Below are 16,051 nucleotides of genomic sequence, written 5' to 3'. Positions count from 1 at the left end.
ATGCTGCAGGCCGAAGCGGTCGATCTCCACTACGGTGCCGCCCAGGCGCTGCGCCGGGTCTCGCTCGGTGCCGAGATCGGCAAGGTGACCTGCCTGCTCGGCCGCAACGGCGTCGGCAAGACCAGCCTCTTGCGCGCCGTCGTCGGCCAGCACCCGATCAGCGCCGGGCGCATCCTCTGGGAAGGCCAGGACATCGCGAAGCTCCGGCCCTTCGAGCGGGCGCGGCGCGGCATCGCCTACGTGCCCCAGGGCCGCGAGATCTTCCCGCTGCTGAGCGTGCGCGAGAACCTGGAGACCGGCTTCGCCGCGGTGCCGCGCAAGGACCGCAACGTGCCGGAGGAGATCTTCGAGCTCTTCCCGGTCCTCAGGCAGATGCTCGGTCGGCGCGGCGGCGACCTGTCGGGCGGCCAGCAGCAGCAGCTCGCCATCGCCCGGGCCCTGGTGACGCGGCCGCGCCTCCTGGTGCTGGACGAGCCGACCGAGGGCATCCAGCCCTCGATCATCAAGGACATCGGCCGGGTCATCGAGCTCTTGCGCGAGCGCGGCGGCATGGCGATCCTGCTGGTCGAGCAGTACTTCGACTTCGCCCGCGACCTGGCCGACTTCTTCGCCGTCATGGACCGCGGCGAGATCCTGCTCGCCGGCCCGCGCGACCAGCTCGACGAGGACGATGTCCGCCGCCACCTCACGGTCTGACCTGCCGGGTCCCGAACAGGGCGCGACCGGCGACGCCGACCTGCAGCGCGCCGCGGGCGCGGCTCGGGTCGTGCTGCGCCGCGGCCCGGCCGGGCCCGCGCTCGCCGTGCTAGAGCAGAAGAGCCCCTGCCGGGCCCTGCTGCCGCGGGTCGAGGGGCGCTCGGCCGCCGAGGTGGTCTTCGTCAACACCGCCGGCGGCGTCGCCGGCGGCGACCGCCTGGCCTGGGGCTTCGAGGCGTCGGGCGCGATCACCGCGCGGGCGACCAGCCAGGCCGCCGAGAAGCTCTACCGCGCGCTCGACCGGCCGGCGCTGATCGAGACCCGGCTGTCAGCCTCCGACGGCGCCCTGCTGGAGTGGCTGCCGCAGGAGACCATCGCCTTCGACGGCGCGCGCCTGGCGCGCGCCACGACCCTGGAGCTGAGCGGCGGCGCCCGGGCGACGGCGCTGGAATGGCTGCTGCTCGGCCGTGCCGGCCACGGCGAGACGCTGTGCCGAGGCGCGCTGCGCGACGTCTGGCGGGTGCGCCGCGACGGCCGCCTGCTCTGGGCCGACAACCTCAGGCTCGAGGGGCCGGTCGCCGCCCTGGCGGCGCGCCGCGCGCTGCTCGGCGGCGCCGGCGCCGTCGCGACCCTGATCCACGTCGCCGAGAGCGGCCTCGAGCCGCTGGTCGAGGCCCTGCGCGAGCGGCTCTACGGCTTCGCCGGGGTCACGGCCGGTGTCGGGGCGCTGCCCGGCCTGCTGCTCTGCCGCCTGCTGGCGCGCGAGGCGGCGGCGCTGCGCGCCGCCGTGGTCGAGGCCCTGGCCGTGCTGCGCGGCCTGGTGCCCGGCGCCGGGCCGGGGCTGCCCAGGGTCTGGTCGAGCTGAGGGTCTGGTCGAGTTGAACGAAGACGCCGAGGGGAGGGGCGGGGCATGCATCTGACGCCGCGGGAGCGGGACAAGCTGATGATCGCGATGGCCGCCGTGGTCGCGCGCCGGCGCCTCGAGCGCGGCGTCAAGCTGAACTATCCGGAGGCGGTCGCGCTGATCACCGACTTCGTCGTCGAGGGCGCCCGCGATGGCCGCCCGGTCGCCGAGCTGATGGCGGCCGGCGCCGGCGTGCTGAGCCGCGACCAGGTCATGGAGGGCATCGCCGAGATGCTGCACGAGGTGCAGGTCGAGGCGACCTTCCCGGACGGCACCAAGCTGGTCACCGTCCACCAGCCGATCCGGTGAGGCGTGCGGTAAGCATGCGTGATCTCGTCAAGTTTTCCCTCTCCGCCCCGGGGGGCGGAGAGGGCAGGGAGAGGTGGGGGATCCAGACCTTCCCGTCGCTCCCGACCTCCGACCTCCTCGCCGGCCGAGCCGCCGCTCCCCACCTCTCCCCGACCCTCTCCCCCCCGAAGGGGCGGGGAGGGAGAGCAGCCCCGGAGGGGCGGAGAGGGAGGACGGGCCCGGAGGGGCGGAGTGCGGGAAAGGGAGGAAAGCGATGATCCCGGGCGAAGTCATTCCGGCCGAGGGCGAGATCGTCCTCAACGAGGGCCGCGAGGCCGTGACCCTGACCGTCACCAACAGCGGCGACCGGCCGGTCCAGGTCGGCAGCCACTACCATTTCTTCGAGACCAACTCGGCGCTCGCCTTCGACCGCGACAAGGCGCGCGGCATGCGTCTCGACATCCCGGCCGGCACGGCGGTGCGCTTCGAGCCGGGCCAGAGCCGCGAGGTGCGCCTGGTCGCCTACCTCGGCGACCGCAAGGTCTACGGCTTCAACCAGGCGGTGATGGGGGAGCTCTGACCATGGCGACGAGAATCGGCCGTGCCGCCTATGCGGACATGTACGGGCCCACGGTCGGCGACCGGGTGCGCCTTGCCGACACCGAGCTCTTCATCGAGGTCGAGGAGGACCGCACGACCTACGGCGAGGAGGTCAAGTTCGGCGGCGGCAAGGTGATCCGCGACGGCATGGGCCAGTCGCAGGCGACGCGCGCCCAGGGCGCCGTCGACACGGTCATCACCAACGCGCTGATCCTCGACCACTGGGGCATCGTCAAGGCCGACATCGGCATCCGGGACGGCCGCATCGCCGCGATCGGCAAGGCCGGCAACCCCGACGTCCAGCCCGGCGTCGACATCGTCGTCGGCCCCTCGACCGAGGCGATCGCCGGCGAGGGCAAGATCGTCACGGCCGGCGGCCTGGACGTGCACATCCACTTCATCTGCCCGCAGCAGATCGAGGAGGCGCTCTACTCCGGCATCACCACCATGATGGGCGGCGGCACGGGACCTGCGACCGGCACCAACGCCACGACCTGCACGCCGGGGCCCTGGCACCTGGCGCGCATGCTGCAGGCCGCCGAGGCCTTCCCGATGAACCTCGGGTTCTTCGGCAAGGGCAACGCCAGCCTGCCGGCCGGCCTGGTCGAGCAGGTCGAGGCCGGGGCCTGCGGCCTGAAGCTGCACGAGGACTGGGGCACCACGCCGGGCGCCATCGACTGCTGCCTCTCGGTCGCCGACGACCTCGACGTCCAGGTGCTGATCCACACCGATACCCTCAACGAGAGCGGCTTCGTCGAGAACACGATCAGGGCCTTCAAGGGCCGCACGATCCACGCCTTCCACACCGAGGGCGCCGGCGGCGGGCACGCGCCGGACATCATCAAGGTCTGCGGCGAGGCCAACGTCATCCCCTCGTCGACCAACCCGACGCGGCCCTACACGGTCAACACCCTCGACGAGCACCTGGACATGCTGATGGTCTGTCATCACCTGGACCAGCGCATCCCCGAGGACGTCGCCTTCGCCGAGAGCCGGATCCGCAAGGAGACGATCGCCGCCGAGGACATCCTGCACGACCTCGGCGCCTTCTCGATCATCTCCTCGGACAGCCAGGCCATGGGCCGGGTCGGCGAGGTCGTGATCCGCACCTGGCAGACCGCCGACAAGATGAAGCGGCAGTTCGGGCGGCTGGCCGGCGAGACCGGCGAGAACGACAACCTGCGCGCCCGCCGCTACGTCGCCAAGTACACGATCAACCCGGCGATCGCCCAGGGCGTCGCCGGGCACGTCGGCTCGGTCGAGGTCGGCAAGCTGGCCGACCTGGTGCTCTGGTCGCCGGCCTTCTTCGGCGTCAAGCCGGCCCTGGTGCTGAAGTGCGGCACGATCGCCGCCGCCGTGATGGGCGACCCCAACGCCTCGATCCCGACGCCGCAGCCCGAGTACATGCGGCCGATGTTCGGCGCCTTCGGCCGCTCCCTGACCGAGAGCAGCGTGACCTTCGTCAGCCAGGCCGGCCTGGAGCGCGACCTCGGCCGCCGCTTCGGCCTCGCCAAGACCCTGCTGCCGGTGCGGAACACCCGCGGCGGCATCGGCAAGGCGGCGATGAAGCTCAACGACCTGCTGCCGGCCATCGAGGTCGATCCCGAGACCTACGAGGTGCGCGCCGACGGCAGGCTGCTGACCTGCGCCCCGGCCGAGGTCCTGCCGATGGCGCAGCGCTACTTCCTGTTCTGAGGGGGCCATGAACGCGGTTCCAATTTCCCTCTCCGCCCCCGGGGGCGGAGAGGGGCGCGGAGCGCGGCGTTATCGCGCGGAGAGGTGGGGGGCCTTCGGGCCTTTCGGCCGGCGCCGGCGCTTCCTTCAGAGTCCGCGACCCCACCTCTCCCCGACCCTCCGCCCCCCGGGGGGGCGGAGAGGGAGGTCTGCCGAGTGACCGACCCTCTTCCCAGGCTGGTCGAACACGCGCCGGCTGGGCACTGGCCCGCCGGCGAGGCGCTCGACAGCGTCACGCTCGACTTCGACGCGCGGCACCGGCGGCGCATCCGGCTGAGCGGCGACAGGGGAACGGCGCTGCTGCTCGACCTGCCGCGCGCCGTCGCGCTGGCCGAGGGCGACGGCCTGCGCCTCGAATCCGGCGGCTGGGTCGCGGTGCGCGCGGCGGCCGAGCCGGTCATGGAGGTGCGCGCCGGGGATCCCCTGACCCTGGCGCGCCTGGCCTGGCACCTCGGCAACCGGCATCTGCCGACCGAGCTGGCGCCGGAGGGGGCGGGCGCGGTGCTGCGCCTCAGGCCCGATCCGGTGATCGCCGGGATGCTGCGCGGCCTCGGCGCCACCGTGGTCGAGACGACGGCGCCCTTCCAGCCCGAAGGCGGCGCCTACGCCGGCCCGGCGGGGCAGGGCGGCGGCCACCATCATCACCACGACCATGACCACTGAGCCGTCCGCGGGGCTTTCGGAGACCGGGGCGCTGCTGCGCCTGCAGGCCTGGTTCTCGCCGGCCTTCCCGGTCGGCGGCTTCAGCTATTCCCACGGCCTGGAGGCAGCGCTGGAGGCCGGCTGGATCGGCGATCTCGACGGCCTGGTCGACTGGCTGGCCTCGGACCTCGCCGAGGGCACGTTGCGCAGCGAGGCGATCCTGTTCCTGCGCGCCCACCGCGAGACCGGTGCGGGGGACCGGGCGGCCCTGGCCGAGACGGCCGGGCTGGCGGCGGCGCTGCGCGGCTCGGCCGAGCTGGCCCTGGAGAGCAGCCAGCAGGGCAGCGCCTTCCTGGCGACCCTGCGCGCGGTCTGGCCGGCGCCGGCGCTCGACGCGCTGGTCGCGCTGCTCGCCGCGCGCGGCCTGCCGGCCAGCCTGGCCGTCGCAGCCGGGGCGGCCTGCGCCGCTCACGGCATCGCCGCGGAGCAGGGCCTCGCCTGCTTCCTGCAGGGCACGCTGGCCAACCTGGTCAGCGCCGCGTTGCGGCTCGGCCTGCTCGGCCAGACCGACGGCCAGCGCGCCCTGGCACGCCTGGAGCCGGCGGTCGCCGAAGCCGTCGCCGCGGCGCTCGCCGCCGATCCGGAGGACCTCGGCTCGGCCGGCCTCCTGGTCGAGATCGCGACCCTGGTCCACGAGACCCAGTACAGCCGACTGTTCCGCTCGTGACCGGCCGGCAGCCCCCTCTTATTCCGTCATCCCCGCGAAGGCGGGGATCCAGGGGCACAGGCTCCGAGCAGGCCGCTCTGGATCCCCGCCTTCGCGGGGATGACGGACAAGGGGGCGACGTCGTGGCGATCCGGCGAACAGCGCAGCCCGGTCACGCTGAGACCCTAGTCAACCGAAGAGGCCCTCCATGTCATCCACTCCCGGCCCCCACGATCATGGCCCCCTGCGCGTCGGCATCGGGGGGCCGGTCGGCTCCGGCAAGACCGCGCTGGTCGAGGCGCTCTGCAAGCACCTGCGCGACCGCCACGACCTCTTCGTCGTGACCAACGACATCTACACCAAGGAGGACCAGCAGATCCTGACCCGCGCCGGCGCCCTGCCGGCCGAGCGGATCATGGGCGTCGAGACCGGCGGCTGCCCGCACACCGCGATCCGCGAGGACGCCTCGATCAACCTGGTCGCCCTGGAACAGATGCGCGCGCTCTTCCCCAAGGCCGAGCTCTGCTTCATCGAGTCGGGCGGCGACAACCTGGCCGCCACCTTCAGCCCCGAGCTGGCCGACCTGACGCTCTATGTCATCGACGTCTCGGCCGGCGAGAAGATCCCGCGCAAGGGCGGCCCCGGCATCACGCGCTCGGACCTGCTGATCATCAACAAGATCGATCTCGCGCCCCTGGTCGGCGCCGACCTTGGCGTGATGGAGCGCGACAGCAGGCGGATGCGCGGCGAGCGGCCCTTCCTCTTCACCAACCTCAAGGCCGGCCAGGGCGTCGCCGAGGTCGCCGACTTCGTGCTCAGGCAGGGCGGGCTGGCGTAGGGAGGCACAGCGGAGCGTAGGGGACGAAGGGCGTGCGCTCGCGCCGGGCGACCAGCTTCAGGAGCTCCGGGATCGCCGCCTTGAAGTGCGCGGTCGCCTGGTGCTCGGCCCAGGCGGCTTCGTCGCGGTAGAGCTCGTAGATGAAGAAGGATGCCGGATCGCTCGGGCTCCGGTAGGGCAGGAAGGCCTTCATGCCCGGCTCGGCATTCGAGGGCACGGCAAGATCCGCCAGCAGGGCGGCGACCCGGTCGGCCTCGCCGGGCTTGGCCTCGATCGCGATGGCGACGACGAAGCCCTCGTTCAGCAGCCTCGGGTCGAGCATGGCCGGTCTCCTTCTCTGATCGCCGCGGCGGGGAGACGGAGCCTGCCGGGCTCTCGGGCAGGAGTGCTTCGGCGACGGCCGAAGCAACGTCAGGGGTTGGCGCTCCCGTCGCCGTTCGCCACCTTGACGAAGACCCGGCGGACCGTCGGGCAGGCCTCGCGGATGCCGGCCTCGACGCGGGCGAGCGCGGCCAGGACCGCGTCGGCGGGCAGCTCCGGGCGGCAGTGGAGCTCCAGATTCAGCAGCACGGAGTTGCGGCCGAGCTGCATGGTCAGCGGCGGCTCGACGGCGGCGACCGCGGGGTCGGCCTCGGCGAGGCGGCGGATCTGCTGGACGACCTCCGCGTCGGCGGCCTCGCCCATCACCAGGGCCCGGCTCTCCCAGATCAGCAGCACCGCGACGAAGATCAGCACCAGGCCGATCAGGACCGAGGACAGCCCGTCGATCCAGGGCCGTTCGAGCCAGTGCGACAGGCCGACGCCGAGGGCGGCGATGACGATGCCGGCGAGGGCCGCGCTGTCCTCGCCGACGACCACGAAGACCGAGGGGTCCTTGCTGCGCTGGAAGGTGTCGAAGGCGTCGTCCCGGCCGCGGCGCGTCTTCATCATCTCGCGCACCGCGACCAGCCAGGAACCGCCTTCGGCCAGGAAGGCGACGCCGAGCACGACGAAGTTCCACAGCGGATCGGTCACGGCGACCGGCTGCCGAACGTGCTGGTAGCCCTCGTAGAGCGACAGGCCGCCGCCGATGCCGAACAGCAGCATGGCGACGATCAGGCTCCAGAAATAGAGCTCCTTGCCGTAGCCGAAGGGATGTCGTGCGTCGGCCGGCTTCCGGCTGCGGGAGAGCCCGAGCAGGATCAGCAGCTGGTTGCCGGTGTCGACCACCGAGTGGATCGACTCCGACAGCATGGCGGAGCTGCCGGTCGCCAGCGCGGCGACGAACTTGGCGGCGGCGATCACCAGGTTGGCGGCGATCGCGCCGTAGACGGTGATCGGGCTGTGGCCCGAAGAGGACGAGGACGGCATCGGCTCCCTTGCTACCTGCAGGACGGCAACTCGTCGAGCCTCTCCGGGTTCCGTCCGGCAGGGCCGGCCGCCTGCAGCGCCGCAGCGACCAGCTCGGCGTTGCCGGCGGCCGGGCGGCCGTCGGGCAGCCAGCCGCCGTCCTCGAAGCCGATGCGGCCGTCGAGGCCCAGCGCCAGGGACTCGCGGTAGAGTGGCCACTGGGTGGCGTCCTGGCCGTGCAGCAGGCGGGGCAGGGGGCAGGCCGCGGCGTCCAGCCTCGCCAGGATCGCGCGCGCCGTCGCCAGGGCCGCGGCCGGCTCCGGCTCGACGACCAGCTCGATCAGCACGCGGTGACAGGCCGGCGCCTCGGGCAGGGCGAGGAAGCGCTCGGCATCGGCCCGCGACCAGAGCCCGGCCTCGACCCCGATGCCCCGGGCCAGCATCAGGCGGACGACCTCCGGCGCGTCCGGCTCGCCCAGATTGACCGAGACGTAGTCCGGCCGCTCCTGCCAGGCGGCGAGCAGGGCCTGCCGCGCGCGTCCGCCCGGCGCGATCTGCCAGTGGGTCGAGAGGCCGAGCGGGACGCCGGGCACGGCCCGCCGCACCGCCGCCAGGGCGGCCGCGACGTCGTCCGGCGCCAGGCTCTCCCGGCCGGCGGCGTCGCGCGGGTGGAAGTGCAGCTCGGTGGCGCCCGCGGCGACCGCCGCCGCGGCCTCGGCGGCCAGCTCGGCCGGCGTCACCGGCACCGCCGGGTTGAAGGACTTCGTCCGATCGCCGTTGAGGCAGGCCTGCAGCATCGCACCCTCCGTTGGAACCGGTTTGACAGGTTCCAATTGTCTAGCACGAAGGAACCGGTTAAACCAGTGCCATGACCGAGCCCACCACGCTGAATCCAGAGGACTGGGACTTCCACTTCCGCGCGGGCCGCCTATGCCTCGACTTCCTGGCGACGGTCGGCGACCGCGAGGGACTGGCCTTCGACCGCTGGCGCCGGCCGGCGGATCTCGGCCGCTGGTGCCTCGAAGCGGGCGTTCTCGCCGAGGCGCCGGCGGTCTCCGCGGGCGAGCTCGCGGAGGCCCGGGGCCTGCGCGAGGCCATCCATCGCGTGCTGCGGGCGGCCCTGGAGGGCGCGCGGCCGGAACCGGCCGACCTCGCCCTGCTGAACGAGCGGGCCGGGCGGCCCGACCCGGCGCCGCAGCTCGCCGCCGTGGGGCGCCGGGCGGCACCGGTCGCGGGACGGCCGCTGGAGGCGGCGCTGGCCGCCGTCGCGCGCGACGCCGTGGCGCTCTTCGCCGAGGGACCGCTCGAGCGGGTCCGCCAGTGCGCCGCCGACGACTGCTCGGTCTGGTTCCTCGACAGCTCGCGGCCGGGCCGCCGCCGCTGGTGCTCGATGGCCGGCTGCGGCAACCGCGAGAAGAAGGCGGCCTTCCGCGGCAGGGCGGCCCGGCCGGGCCGCTGACGGCACGGCGCCCGGATCACCGAAACGAGACTCACGGGTTTCATCTGGAACTGCTAGGTTCCATTCATGATCAGATCCGCCACCGTCCGGGCCGCGCGCCTGGAGCCCTTCGATGCCGAGCCCGACGAGCCGAAATGGCGCACCGAACGTCGTGCGCGGATCCTGCGGGCCGCGGCCCTGCTGCTGCGCGGCCGCGACCTCGACGCGCTGCACATGGATGCGGTCGCGGCCGAGGCCAGCATCGGCAAGGCCACGCTCTACCGCTACTTCCCGTCCAAGGACGCGCTGCTGCTCGCCGTCTTGGACGCCGGCCTCGGCGAGCTGGCGGCACGCCTGCAGGACTGCGCGAGCATCGCCGACCCCCTGGCCCGGCTGCTTGCGATGGTCGAGGAGATCACCTCGGTCACCGGCGACCAGCTCGCCTGCCTGCGCCTGGTCGACGGCCAGCAGCGCGGCCTGACCGAGCAGTGGCGGCGCCTGTTCCGGCGCCACCGCGCGGCGATCGTCGGCGCGCTGCGCGGCGCGCTCGCCGAGGGGGCGGCCGGCGGCCGGCTGCGGCCGGTCGACCTGGAGGTGGCGCCCTCGCTGATCGTCGGCATGGTGCGCGGCAGCCTGGCGCCGGTGCTGCACGACGGGGCCAGCGCGGCGACCGGCCGCGAGCGCGTGACCGCCGCCATCAAGGACTTCGTCCTGACGGCCCTGGCGCCCGAGGGCCCCGACCCCGAGGGCCCCGGCCCCGAGACCGCCGACCCCGAGACCGCCGCCCCCGAGACCGCCAACCCCGAGACGGCCGGAGCCGAGGCCGTCCGAGCCCGCGCCGCAGAGAAGGCCCGCGTGCCATGAGCCTGCACCGCTCCCTCCTGACGCTCGTCGCGCTCGCCGTCGTCGGCGGACTCGCTGCCGGCCTGCTGCTGCCGGATTCCGGCGGGCGGGCCGAGGCCGCCGGGCCCGCGGGCAAGGCCGGCCGGACCGCCCCGGTCGTCGTCGCCAAGGCGGAACGGCGCGACGTGCCGGAGCTCGCCCGGACCATCGGCACGGTCGAGGCGGCGGCGACGGTGCAGATCAAGTCGCGGGTCGACGGCCAGGTCCAGGAAGCCTTCTTCACCGAGGGCCAGACGGTCAGGAAGGGCGACCTGCTGTTCCGCCTCGACCCGCGCTTCTACCAGGCGTCGCTCGACCAGGCCGAGGCCGTGCTGCAGCGCGACCGGGCGCAGGCCGAGAGCGCCAGGGCCGACCTCGGCCGCTACGGCAGCCTGTCGAAGAAGGGCTATGCCTCGGCCCAGCAGTTCGACCAGGCCGAGGCGGCCTCGAAGGCGATCGCGGCGACCGTGGCCGCCGACCAGGCGGCGGTCGAGCTGGCCAAGCTCAACCTCAGCTACACCGAGATCCGCTCGCCGATCGACGGCAAGACCGGCGTCATGCTGGTGCAGCCCGGCAACCTGGTGAAGGCCAACGCCGACACCGCGCTGGTCGTGGTCACCCAGATCCGGCCGGTGCGCGTCTCCTTCACCCTGCCGCAGCAGGACCTGCCGAAGCTGCAGCAGCGCCTCGCCGGGCCGGGCCTGGAGGTCGAGGTGCGCATCCCCGGCGACGACCGGCCGCCGCTGCGCGCCAAGGTCGACTTCATCGACAACCAGGTGAACAGCGCGGCCGGCACGATCGCCCTGCGCGCCAGCTTCGACAATGCCGACGGCCGGCTCGTGCCCGGGCAGTTCGTCAACGCGGACCTGGAGATCACCCGCTTCCGGAACGCCGTGACGGTGCCGCGCGATGCCGTCAACACCGGCCAGGACGGGCCCTACGTCTACGTCGTCAAGGACGACCAGACGGTCGAGGCCCGGCCCGTCGTTCCCGACTACGAGACCGACGAGATCTCGGTGATCGGCAAGGGCCTGGAGGCCGGCGAGACGGTGGTGCGCGACGGCCAGCTGCGGCTCGCGCCCGGCATGAAGGTGACGATCGAGCCGGCGCCGCAGGCCGACGCGGGCGCCGCGGGCAAGGCGCCGGGCTCATGAACATCGCCGAGCCCTTCATCCGCCGGCCGGTCATGACCACGCTGGTCATGGCCGCGGTGCTGATCTTCGGCGTGATCGGCTACCTCAAGCTGCCGGTCAGCGAGCTGCCGGACGTCGAGTTCCCGACGATCTCGGTGACCGCCGAGCTGCCGGGCGCCGATCCGGAGACCATGGCCTCGGCGGTCGCGACGCCGCTCGAGAACGAGTTCTCGACGATCGCGGGCATCGATTCGATGACCTCGACCTCGACGCTCGGCCAGTCGCGCATCACCATCCAGTTCAACCTGGAGCGCAGCATCGACGCCGCCGCCCAGGACGTGCAGTCGGCGATCGCCGCGGCGGCCAACAAGCTGCCGGCCGAGATGACCCAGGCGCCGCGCCTGCGCAAGGTCAACCCGGCGGCCTTCGCCGTGCTCTACCTGGCCCTGGCCTCGCCGACCCTGCCGCTGTCCACCGTCGACGAGTACGCCGAGAGCCAGCTGGCGCGGCGCATCTCGACGATCGACGGCGTCGCCCAGGTCAGCGTCTACGGCTCGCAGAAGTTCGCGATCCGCCTGCAGGTCGATCCCGACGCCCTGGCGGCGCGCGGCATCGGCCTCGACGAGGTCGCCTCGGCGGCCCAGGCGGCCAACGTCAACCGCCCGACCGGCACGCTCGAGGGCAGCACGCGCGCCGCGGTGATCCGCACCGAGGGCCAGCTGCTCGACGCCAAGGCCTTCGCCCGCCAGATCGTCGCCTACCGCAACGGCGCGCCGGTGCGCTTCGGCGACGTCGGCCGGATCGTCGACAGCGTCGAGAACAACAAGGTCGCGAGCTGGTACAACGACAGCCGCGCCGTGATCCTGGCGATCCAGCGTCAGCCCGGCTCCAACACCATCGCCGTGGTCGACCAGATCAAGAAGGTGCTGCCGGCCTTCGAGGCGCAGCTGCCGCCGGCGGTCTCGCTCCACGTCCTCTACGACCGCAGCCAGTCGATCCGGGCCGCGGTCGACGACGTGCAGTTCACCCTGATGCTGGCCGCCGCCCTGGTCGTGCTGGTGATCTTCCTGTTCCTGCGCAACCTCTCGGCGACGATCATCCCCTCGCTGGCGCTGCCGATCGCCGTCATCGGCACCTTCGCCGGCATGGCGATCTTCGGCTACAGCCTGGACAACCTGTCGCTGATGGCGCTGACCCTGTCGGTCGGCTTCGTCGTCGACGACGCCATCGTCATGCTCGAGAACATCGTGCGCCACGTCGAGTCCGGCGAGAAGCGCTACGAGGCGGCGCTCAGGGGCGCGCGCGAGATCGGCTTCACGATCCTGTCGATGACCATCTCGCTGGCCGCGGTCTTCATCCCGCTGCTGTTCATGGGCGGCATCGTCGGCCGCCTGCTGCACGAGTTCGCGGTGACCATCGTGCTGGCGATCCTGGTCTCCGGCCTGGTCTCGATCTCGCTGACGCCGATGCTGTGCAGCCGCATGGTCGCCGACCACAAGGTGCGGCATGGTGCGCTCTACCGCTGGAGCGAGCGCTGCTTCGACGCCCTGCAGAACGGCTACGACCGCTCGCTGCAGTGGAGCCTGAAGCGCCAGGGCCTGATCCTGCTGGTCTTCCTGGCCAGCGTCGTCGCCTCGGTCTGGCTGTTCAGGGCGGTGCCCAAGGACTTCCTGCCGAGCGAGGACACCGGGCGGCTGATCGCCTTCACCGAGGGGGTCAACGGCATCTCCTTCGTCGACATGGTCGCCCACCAGCAGCGCGCCGCGAAGATCATCCTGAGGAACCCGGACGTCGAGACGATCATGTCGTCGGTCGGCGCCGGCGGGCCGCGCGCGACGTCCAACTCCGGCACGATCTTCATCCGCCTGAAGCCGCGCGGCGAACGCGACCTCTCGGCCGACCAGATCGGCCAGGTGCTGCGCAAGCAGCTGGCGAACCTGCCCGGGCTCAACGTCTTCATCCAGAATCCGCCGTCGATCCGCATCGGCGGGCGGCTGTCCAAGGCGGCCTACCAGTACACCCTGCAGGGCCTCGACCTGCACGCGCTCTACGACGCGGCCCAGCGCCTGACCCGCGCCCTGGGCGAGACGCAGGGCTTCCAGGACGTGACCAGCGACCTCGACCTCTCGACTCCCTCGATCCGGGTGACCATCGACCGCGACCGGGCGGCCGCGCTCGGCGTCACCCCGGACCAGATCGAGCAGGGCCTGGCGGCGGCCTTCGGCGGCCAGCAGATCTCGACGATCTACACGGCCTCGAACCAGTACGAGGTGCTGCTCGAGGTCGAGCCGCGCTTCCAGAAGGACAGCGGCGCCTTCCAGCGCCTGTTCATCCGCTCGGCCAGCGGCAAGCTGGTGCCGCTGACCGCGGTGACCCGCATCGACCGCAGCTCGATGGCGCTGACCGTGAACCACCAGGGCCAGCTGCCGGCGGTGACCATCTCCTTCAACCTGGCGCCCGGCGTCTCGCTTAGCCAGGCCGTGGCGCGGATCGCCGAGGTCGAGCGCCAGGTCAAGCTGCCGGACAGCGTGCAGACCGCCTTCGCCGGCACCGCCCAGGCCTTCCAGGACTCGCTGCAGGGCATGGGCCTGCTGCTGCTGCTGGCGGTGGTCGTGGTCTACATCGTGCTCGGGATCCTCTATGAGAGCTTCATCCACCCGCTGACCATCCTGTCGGGCCTGCCCTCTGCGGCGGTCGGCGCGCTGATCACCCTGGAGCTCTTCGACCTGCCGCTCAGCCTCTATGCCTTCGTCGGCATCATCATGCTGATCGGCATCGTCAAGAAGAACGCGATCATGATGATCGACTTCGCCCTGGAGCGGCAGCGCGGCGAGGGGCTCGCGCCCCGCGAGGCGATCTACTTCGCGGCGGTCGTGCGCTTCCGGCCGATCATGATGACCACGGCGGCGGCGCTGATGGGCACGCTGCCGATCGCGGTCGGCTTCGGCACCGGCTCCGAGGCGCGCCAGCCGCTCGGCCTCGCGGTCGTCGGCGGCCTGGTGATCTCGCAGCTGCTGACGCTCTACATCACGCCGGTGCTCTACATCCGGCTCGACCGCCTGGGCAGCCGCGTCGGCAACCCGCTCGCGCGCCGCGAGCCCGCGGCCCTGGGCGCCGAGAAGCCGATCGCGCTCGACAAGCCGGCCGCCGCCGAATAGGGCGCCTGTCCACCGGCCGGGCCGCCACCCTGTCCGAATGGACAGGGACACCGTCCGATTGATCGTCCGCCTAGCCGAACGGCCGGATATCGCCGGCGGCCGCGCTCCCTAGAATGGCCGACGACACAGACGACGGGGCCGCCGGCCCCCGGCCAACGAAGGGAGCGATCGATGACCCTGTCCAAGCCCTGCCTGGAAACCCTGCTCGACCTGGTCGAGATCAAGCTCAGCTGCATCGAGGTCTGGGACCGCGAGGACCGCTACGAGCTGCACTGCCTGGAACAGGCCCGCCGGGAGCTGCAGGCCCTCGCCGCGGGGGAGGCGCCGGCCGGCCGGCCCGCGCCGCGCCGTCGCGGCCGCCCGCCGTTGCGCCGGCCGGAGGCGCTGCAGGTCGGCGCCTGCTGAGGCGCGATCGCGCGGAGGCCGTCGGTGGGGCGGTCCGCGCGATGCTGCACCGCGAGAAGTAATGCTCGTCACGTTCGTCGCGTTGGTTGTGTTTTACAACCAAGTCACAAGTACAGAAGAATACTGTTCAATAGATGGCAAGACGAACGTGGTTTTAACAGGGAATTAAGTGCCTTCGGGTATCGATTTCTGCTGCAGGCAACATCGCTTGCCTCATCGCAAAGGGGAACGCAATGCTACGGATCGGCGGGGCCGCTGGAGGCCACGAGTTGGAGGCCATGCTGGCGGCGATCGGCCGCTCGCAGGCGGTGATCGAGTTCGGCCTGGACGGCAAGGTCATCACGGCCAACGAGAACTTCCTGAAGACGCTCGGCTACGAGCTGCCCGAGATCAAGGGCAAGCACCACTCGATCTTCGTCGATCCGGCGGAGCGCGGGAGTGCCGGCTACAAGGAGTTCTGGGCCAGGCTCGGGCGCGGCGAGTACCAGGCCGGCGAGTTCAAGCGCATCGCCAGGGACGGCCATGACGTCTGGCTGCAGGCCTCCTACAACCCGATCCTGGGACGCGACGGCAAGCCCTTCAAGGTCGTCAAGTTCGCCAGCGACGTCACCGAGCAGAAGCGGCGCAACGCCGACCTGGCCGGCCAGCTGTCGGCGATCGGCAAGTCGCAGGCGGTGATCGAGTTCGGGCTGGACGGCAAGGTCATCACGGCGAACGAGAACTTCCTGAAGACGCTCGGCTACGGGCTGGCCGAGATCAAGGGCAGGCACCACTCGATCTTCGTCGACCCGGCGGAGCGCGACGGCGCCGGCTACAAGGAGTTCTGGGCCAGGCTCGGGCGCGGCGAGTACCAGGCCGGCGAGTTCAAGCGCATGGCCAAGGACGGCCACGAAGTCTGGCTGCAGGCCTCCTACAATCCGATCCTCGACGCCGGCGGCCGGCCCTACAAGGTGGTCAAGTTCGCCAGCGACATCACGGCCGAGAAGCTGCGCAACGCCGACTTCGCGGGCCAGCTGGCGGCGATCGGCAAGTCGCAGGCGGTCATCGAGTTCAAGCTCGACGGCACCATCCTCACGGCGAACGAGAACTTCCTGGCCGCCGTCGGCTACCGGCTGGACGAGATCAAGGGCAAGCACCACTCGATCTTCGTCGAGCCGGGCGAGCGGGACAGCGCCGAGTACCGCTCCTTCTGGGACAACCTGCGGCGCGGCGAGTACCAGGCCGGCGAGTTCAAGCGCATGGCCAAGGACGGCCACGAAGTCTGGCTGCAGGCCTCCTACAATCCGATCCTCGACGCC

At 72.1% G+C, this 16,051-nt stretch carries 17 protein-coding genes; 14 read left to right on the top strand and 3 right to left on the bottom strand.

All coding sequences use genetic code 11. The features are described from left to right. From urtE to ureG, 8 genes are all read left to right on the top strand, one after another. The gene (gene urtE / locus B9O00_RS05785; protein WP_085121521.1) at nucleotides 1-696 is read left to right on the top strand and encodes an urea ABC transporter ATP-binding subunit UrtE; all 696 of its coding nucleotides are present in this window, start codon (nucleotides 1-3) and stop codon (nucleotides 694-696) included. Then, entirely contained in the window at nucleotides 671-1,561 is an 891-nt protein-coding gene (locus tag B9O00_RS05780) for an urease accessory protein UreD (protein WP_085121520.1), read from the top strand. The genes urtE and B9O00_RS05780 overlap by 26 nt, the downstream gene beginning before the upstream one ends. A 45-nt stretch (nucleotides 1,562-1,606) precedes the next feature. Further along, nucleotides 1,607-1,909, top strand: a complete 303-nt coding sequence (locus tag B9O00_RS05775) for an urease subunit gamma (protein WP_085121519.1) — start codon at nucleotides 1,607-1,609, stop codon at nucleotides 1,907-1,909. 253 nt (nucleotides 1,910-2,162) lie between these two features. Beyond that, nucleotides 2,163-2,468 (top strand): urease subunit beta, encoded by a 306-nt coding sequence (locus tag B9O00_RS05770; RefSeq protein WP_085121518.1) that lies wholly within the window; start codon nucleotides 2,163-2,165, stop codon nucleotides 2,466-2,468. Between the two features lie 2 nt (nucleotides 2,469-2,470). After that, entirely contained in the window at nucleotides 2,471-4,183 is a 1,713-nt protein-coding gene (ureC, locus tag B9O00_RS05765) for an urease subunit alpha (RefSeq protein WP_085121517.1), read from the top strand. A gap of 195 nt (nucleotides 4,184-4,378) precedes the next feature. Then, nucleotides 4,379-4,885 carry an urease accessory protein UreE gene (locus B9O00_RS05760; RefSeq protein WP_085121516.1) on the top strand — a complete coding sequence of 169 codons (507 nt, stop codon included), beginning with the start codon at nucleotides 4,379-4,381 and terminating at the stop codon, nucleotides 4,883-4,885. Beyond that, nucleotides 4,875-5,591 (top strand): urease accessory protein UreF, encoded by a 717-nt coding sequence (locus B9O00_RS05755; RefSeq protein WP_085121515.1) that lies wholly within the window; start codon nucleotides 4,875-4,877, stop codon nucleotides 5,589-5,591. The genes B9O00_RS05760 and B9O00_RS05755 overlap by 11 nt, the downstream gene beginning before the upstream one ends. Nucleotides 5,592-5,778: 187 nt before the next feature. Beyond that, a complete protein-coding gene (gene ureG / locus B9O00_RS05750) occupies nucleotides 5,779-6,408 on the top strand; it encodes an urease accessory protein UreG (RefSeq protein ID WP_085121514.1) in 630 nt (209 codons plus the stop codon). Here ureG and B9O00_RS05745 read toward each other — a convergent pair. From B9O00_RS05745 to B9O00_RS05735, 3 genes are all read right to left on the bottom strand, one after another. Continuing rightward, on the bottom strand, nucleotides 6,386-6,730 hold the full coding sequence (locus B9O00_RS05745) for a putative quinol monooxygenase (protein ID WP_085121513.1): 345 nt from the start codon (nucleotides 6,728-6,730) through the stop codon (nucleotides 6,386-6,388). The two genes, ureG and B9O00_RS05745, sit on opposite strands and share 23 nt — an antisense overlap. A gap of 89 nt (nucleotides 6,731-6,819) precedes the next feature. Beyond that, entirely contained in the window at nucleotides 6,820-7,758 is a 939-nt protein-coding gene (locus B9O00_RS05740) for a cation diffusion facilitator family transporter (protein WP_085121512.1), read from the bottom strand. An 11-nt stretch (nucleotides 7,759-7,769) separates the two neighbouring features. Further along, the gene (locus B9O00_RS05735) at nucleotides 7,770-8,534 is read right to left on the bottom strand and encodes a 3-keto-5-aminohexanoate cleavage protein (RefSeq protein WP_085121511.1); all 765 of its coding nucleotides are present in this window, start codon (nucleotides 8,532-8,534) and stop codon (nucleotides 7,770-7,772) included. Nucleotides 8,535-8,605: 71 nt separating this feature from the next. On the opposite strand from B9O00_RS05735, the gene B9O00_RS33660 reads away from it, so the two are divergent. From B9O00_RS33660 to B9O00_RS33400, 6 genes are all read left to right on the top strand, one after another. Then, nucleotides 8,606-9,196: a CGNR zinc finger domain-containing protein gene (locus tag B9O00_RS33660; protein WP_085121510.1), complete on the top strand. Its 591-nt coding sequence runs from the start codon at nucleotides 8,606-8,608 to the stop codon at nucleotides 9,194-9,196. A gap of 66 nt (nucleotides 9,197-9,262) precedes the next feature. Next, a complete protein-coding gene (locus B9O00_RS05725) occupies nucleotides 9,263-10,039 on the top strand; it encodes a TetR/AcrR family transcriptional regulator (protein WP_085121509.1) in 777 nt (258 codons plus the stop codon). Then, nucleotides 10,036-11,211, top strand: a complete 1,176-nt coding sequence (locus tag B9O00_RS05720; RefSeq protein WP_085121508.1) for an efflux RND transporter periplasmic adaptor subunit — start codon at nucleotides 10,036-10,038, stop codon at nucleotides 11,209-11,211. Before B9O00_RS05725 ends, B9O00_RS05720 begins: the two co-directional genes overlap by 4 nt. After that, the gene (locus tag B9O00_RS05715) at nucleotides 11,208-14,348 is read left to right on the top strand and encodes an efflux RND transporter permease subunit (protein WP_085121507.1); all 3,141 of its coding nucleotides are present in this window, start codon (nucleotides 11,208-11,210) and stop codon (nucleotides 14,346-14,348) included. The genes B9O00_RS05720 and B9O00_RS05715 overlap by 4 nt, the downstream gene beginning before the upstream one ends. Nucleotides 14,349-14,519: 171 nt before the next feature. Next, entirely contained in the window at nucleotides 14,520-14,753 is a 234-nt protein-coding gene (locus B9O00_RS05710) for a hypothetical protein (protein WP_085121506.1), read from the top strand. A 278-nt stretch (nucleotides 14,754-15,031) separates the two neighbouring features. Then, the coding region (locus B9O00_RS33400; RefSeq protein WP_235017045.1) for a PAS domain-containing protein at nucleotides 15,032-16,051 on the top strand (1,020 nt) is incomplete at its 3' end.

Origin of the sequence: Tistlia consotensis USBA 355, from assembly GCF_900177295.1 — a bacterium.
In the GTDB taxonomy this organism is placed as follows: domain Bacteria; phylum Pseudomonadota; class Alphaproteobacteria; order Kiloniellales; family DSM-21159; genus Tistlia; species Tistlia consotensis.
Note: the sequence above shows the minus strand (reverse complement) of the source record. Positions and strands in the feature narration are given on the sequence as shown.

Bases quoted from the DNA above. Each gene is read 5' to 3' on its own strand.
- urtE (WP_085121521.1), top strand. From the start codon at position 1: ATGCTGCAGGCCGAAGCGGTCGATCTCCACTACGGTGCCGCCCAGGCG.
- B9O00_RS05780 (WP_085121520.1), top strand. From the start codon at position 671: ATGTCCGCCGCCACCTCACGGTCTGACCTGCCGGGTCCCGAACAGGGC.
- B9O00_RS05775 (WP_085121519.1), top strand. From the start codon at position 1,607: ATGCATCTGACGCCGCGGGAGCGGGACAAGCTGATGATCGCGATGGCC.
- B9O00_RS05770 (WP_085121518.1), top strand. From the start codon at position 2,163: ATGATCCCGGGCGAAGTCATTCCGGCCGAGGGCGAGATCGTCCTCAAC.
- ureC (WP_085121517.1), top strand. From the start codon at position 2,471: ATGGCGACGAGAATCGGCCGTGCCGCCTATGCGGACATGTACGGGCCC.
- B9O00_RS05755 (WP_085121515.1), top strand. From the start codon at position 4,875: ATGACCACTGAGCCGTCCGCGGGGCTTTCGGAGACCGGGGCGCTGCTG.
- ureG (WP_085121514.1), top strand. From the start codon at position 5,779: ATGTCATCCACTCCCGGCCCCCACGATCATGGCCCCCTGCGCGTCGGC.
- B9O00_RS05745 (WP_085121513.1), bottom strand. From the start codon at position 6,730: ATGCTCGACCCGAGGCTGCTGAACGAGGGCTTCGTCGTCGCCATCGCG.
- B9O00_RS05740 (WP_085121512.1), bottom strand. From the start codon at position 7,758: ATGCCGTCCTCGTCCTCTTCGGGCCACAGCCCGATCACCGTCTACGGC.
- B9O00_RS05735 (WP_085121511.1), bottom strand. From the start codon at position 8,534: ATGCTGCAGGCCTGCCTCAACGGCGATCGGACGAAGTCCTTCAACCCG.
- B9O00_RS33660 (WP_085121510.1), top strand. From the start codon at position 8,606: ATGACCGAGCCCACCACGCTGAATCCAGAGGACTGGGACTTCCACTTC.
- B9O00_RS05725 (WP_085121509.1), top strand. From the start codon at position 9,263: ATGATCAGATCCGCCACCGTCCGGGCCGCGCGCCTGGAGCCCTTCGAT.
- B9O00_RS05720 (WP_085121508.1), top strand. From the start codon at position 10,036: ATGAGCCTGCACCGCTCCCTCCTGACGCTCGTCGCGCTCGCCGTCGTC.
- B9O00_RS05715 (WP_085121507.1), top strand. From the start codon at position 11,208: ATGAACATCGCCGAGCCCTTCATCCGCCGGCCGGTCATGACCACGCTG.
- B9O00_RS05710 (WP_085121506.1), top strand. From the start codon at position 14,520: ATGACCCTGTCCAAGCCCTGCCTGGAAACCCTGCTCGACCTGGTCGAG.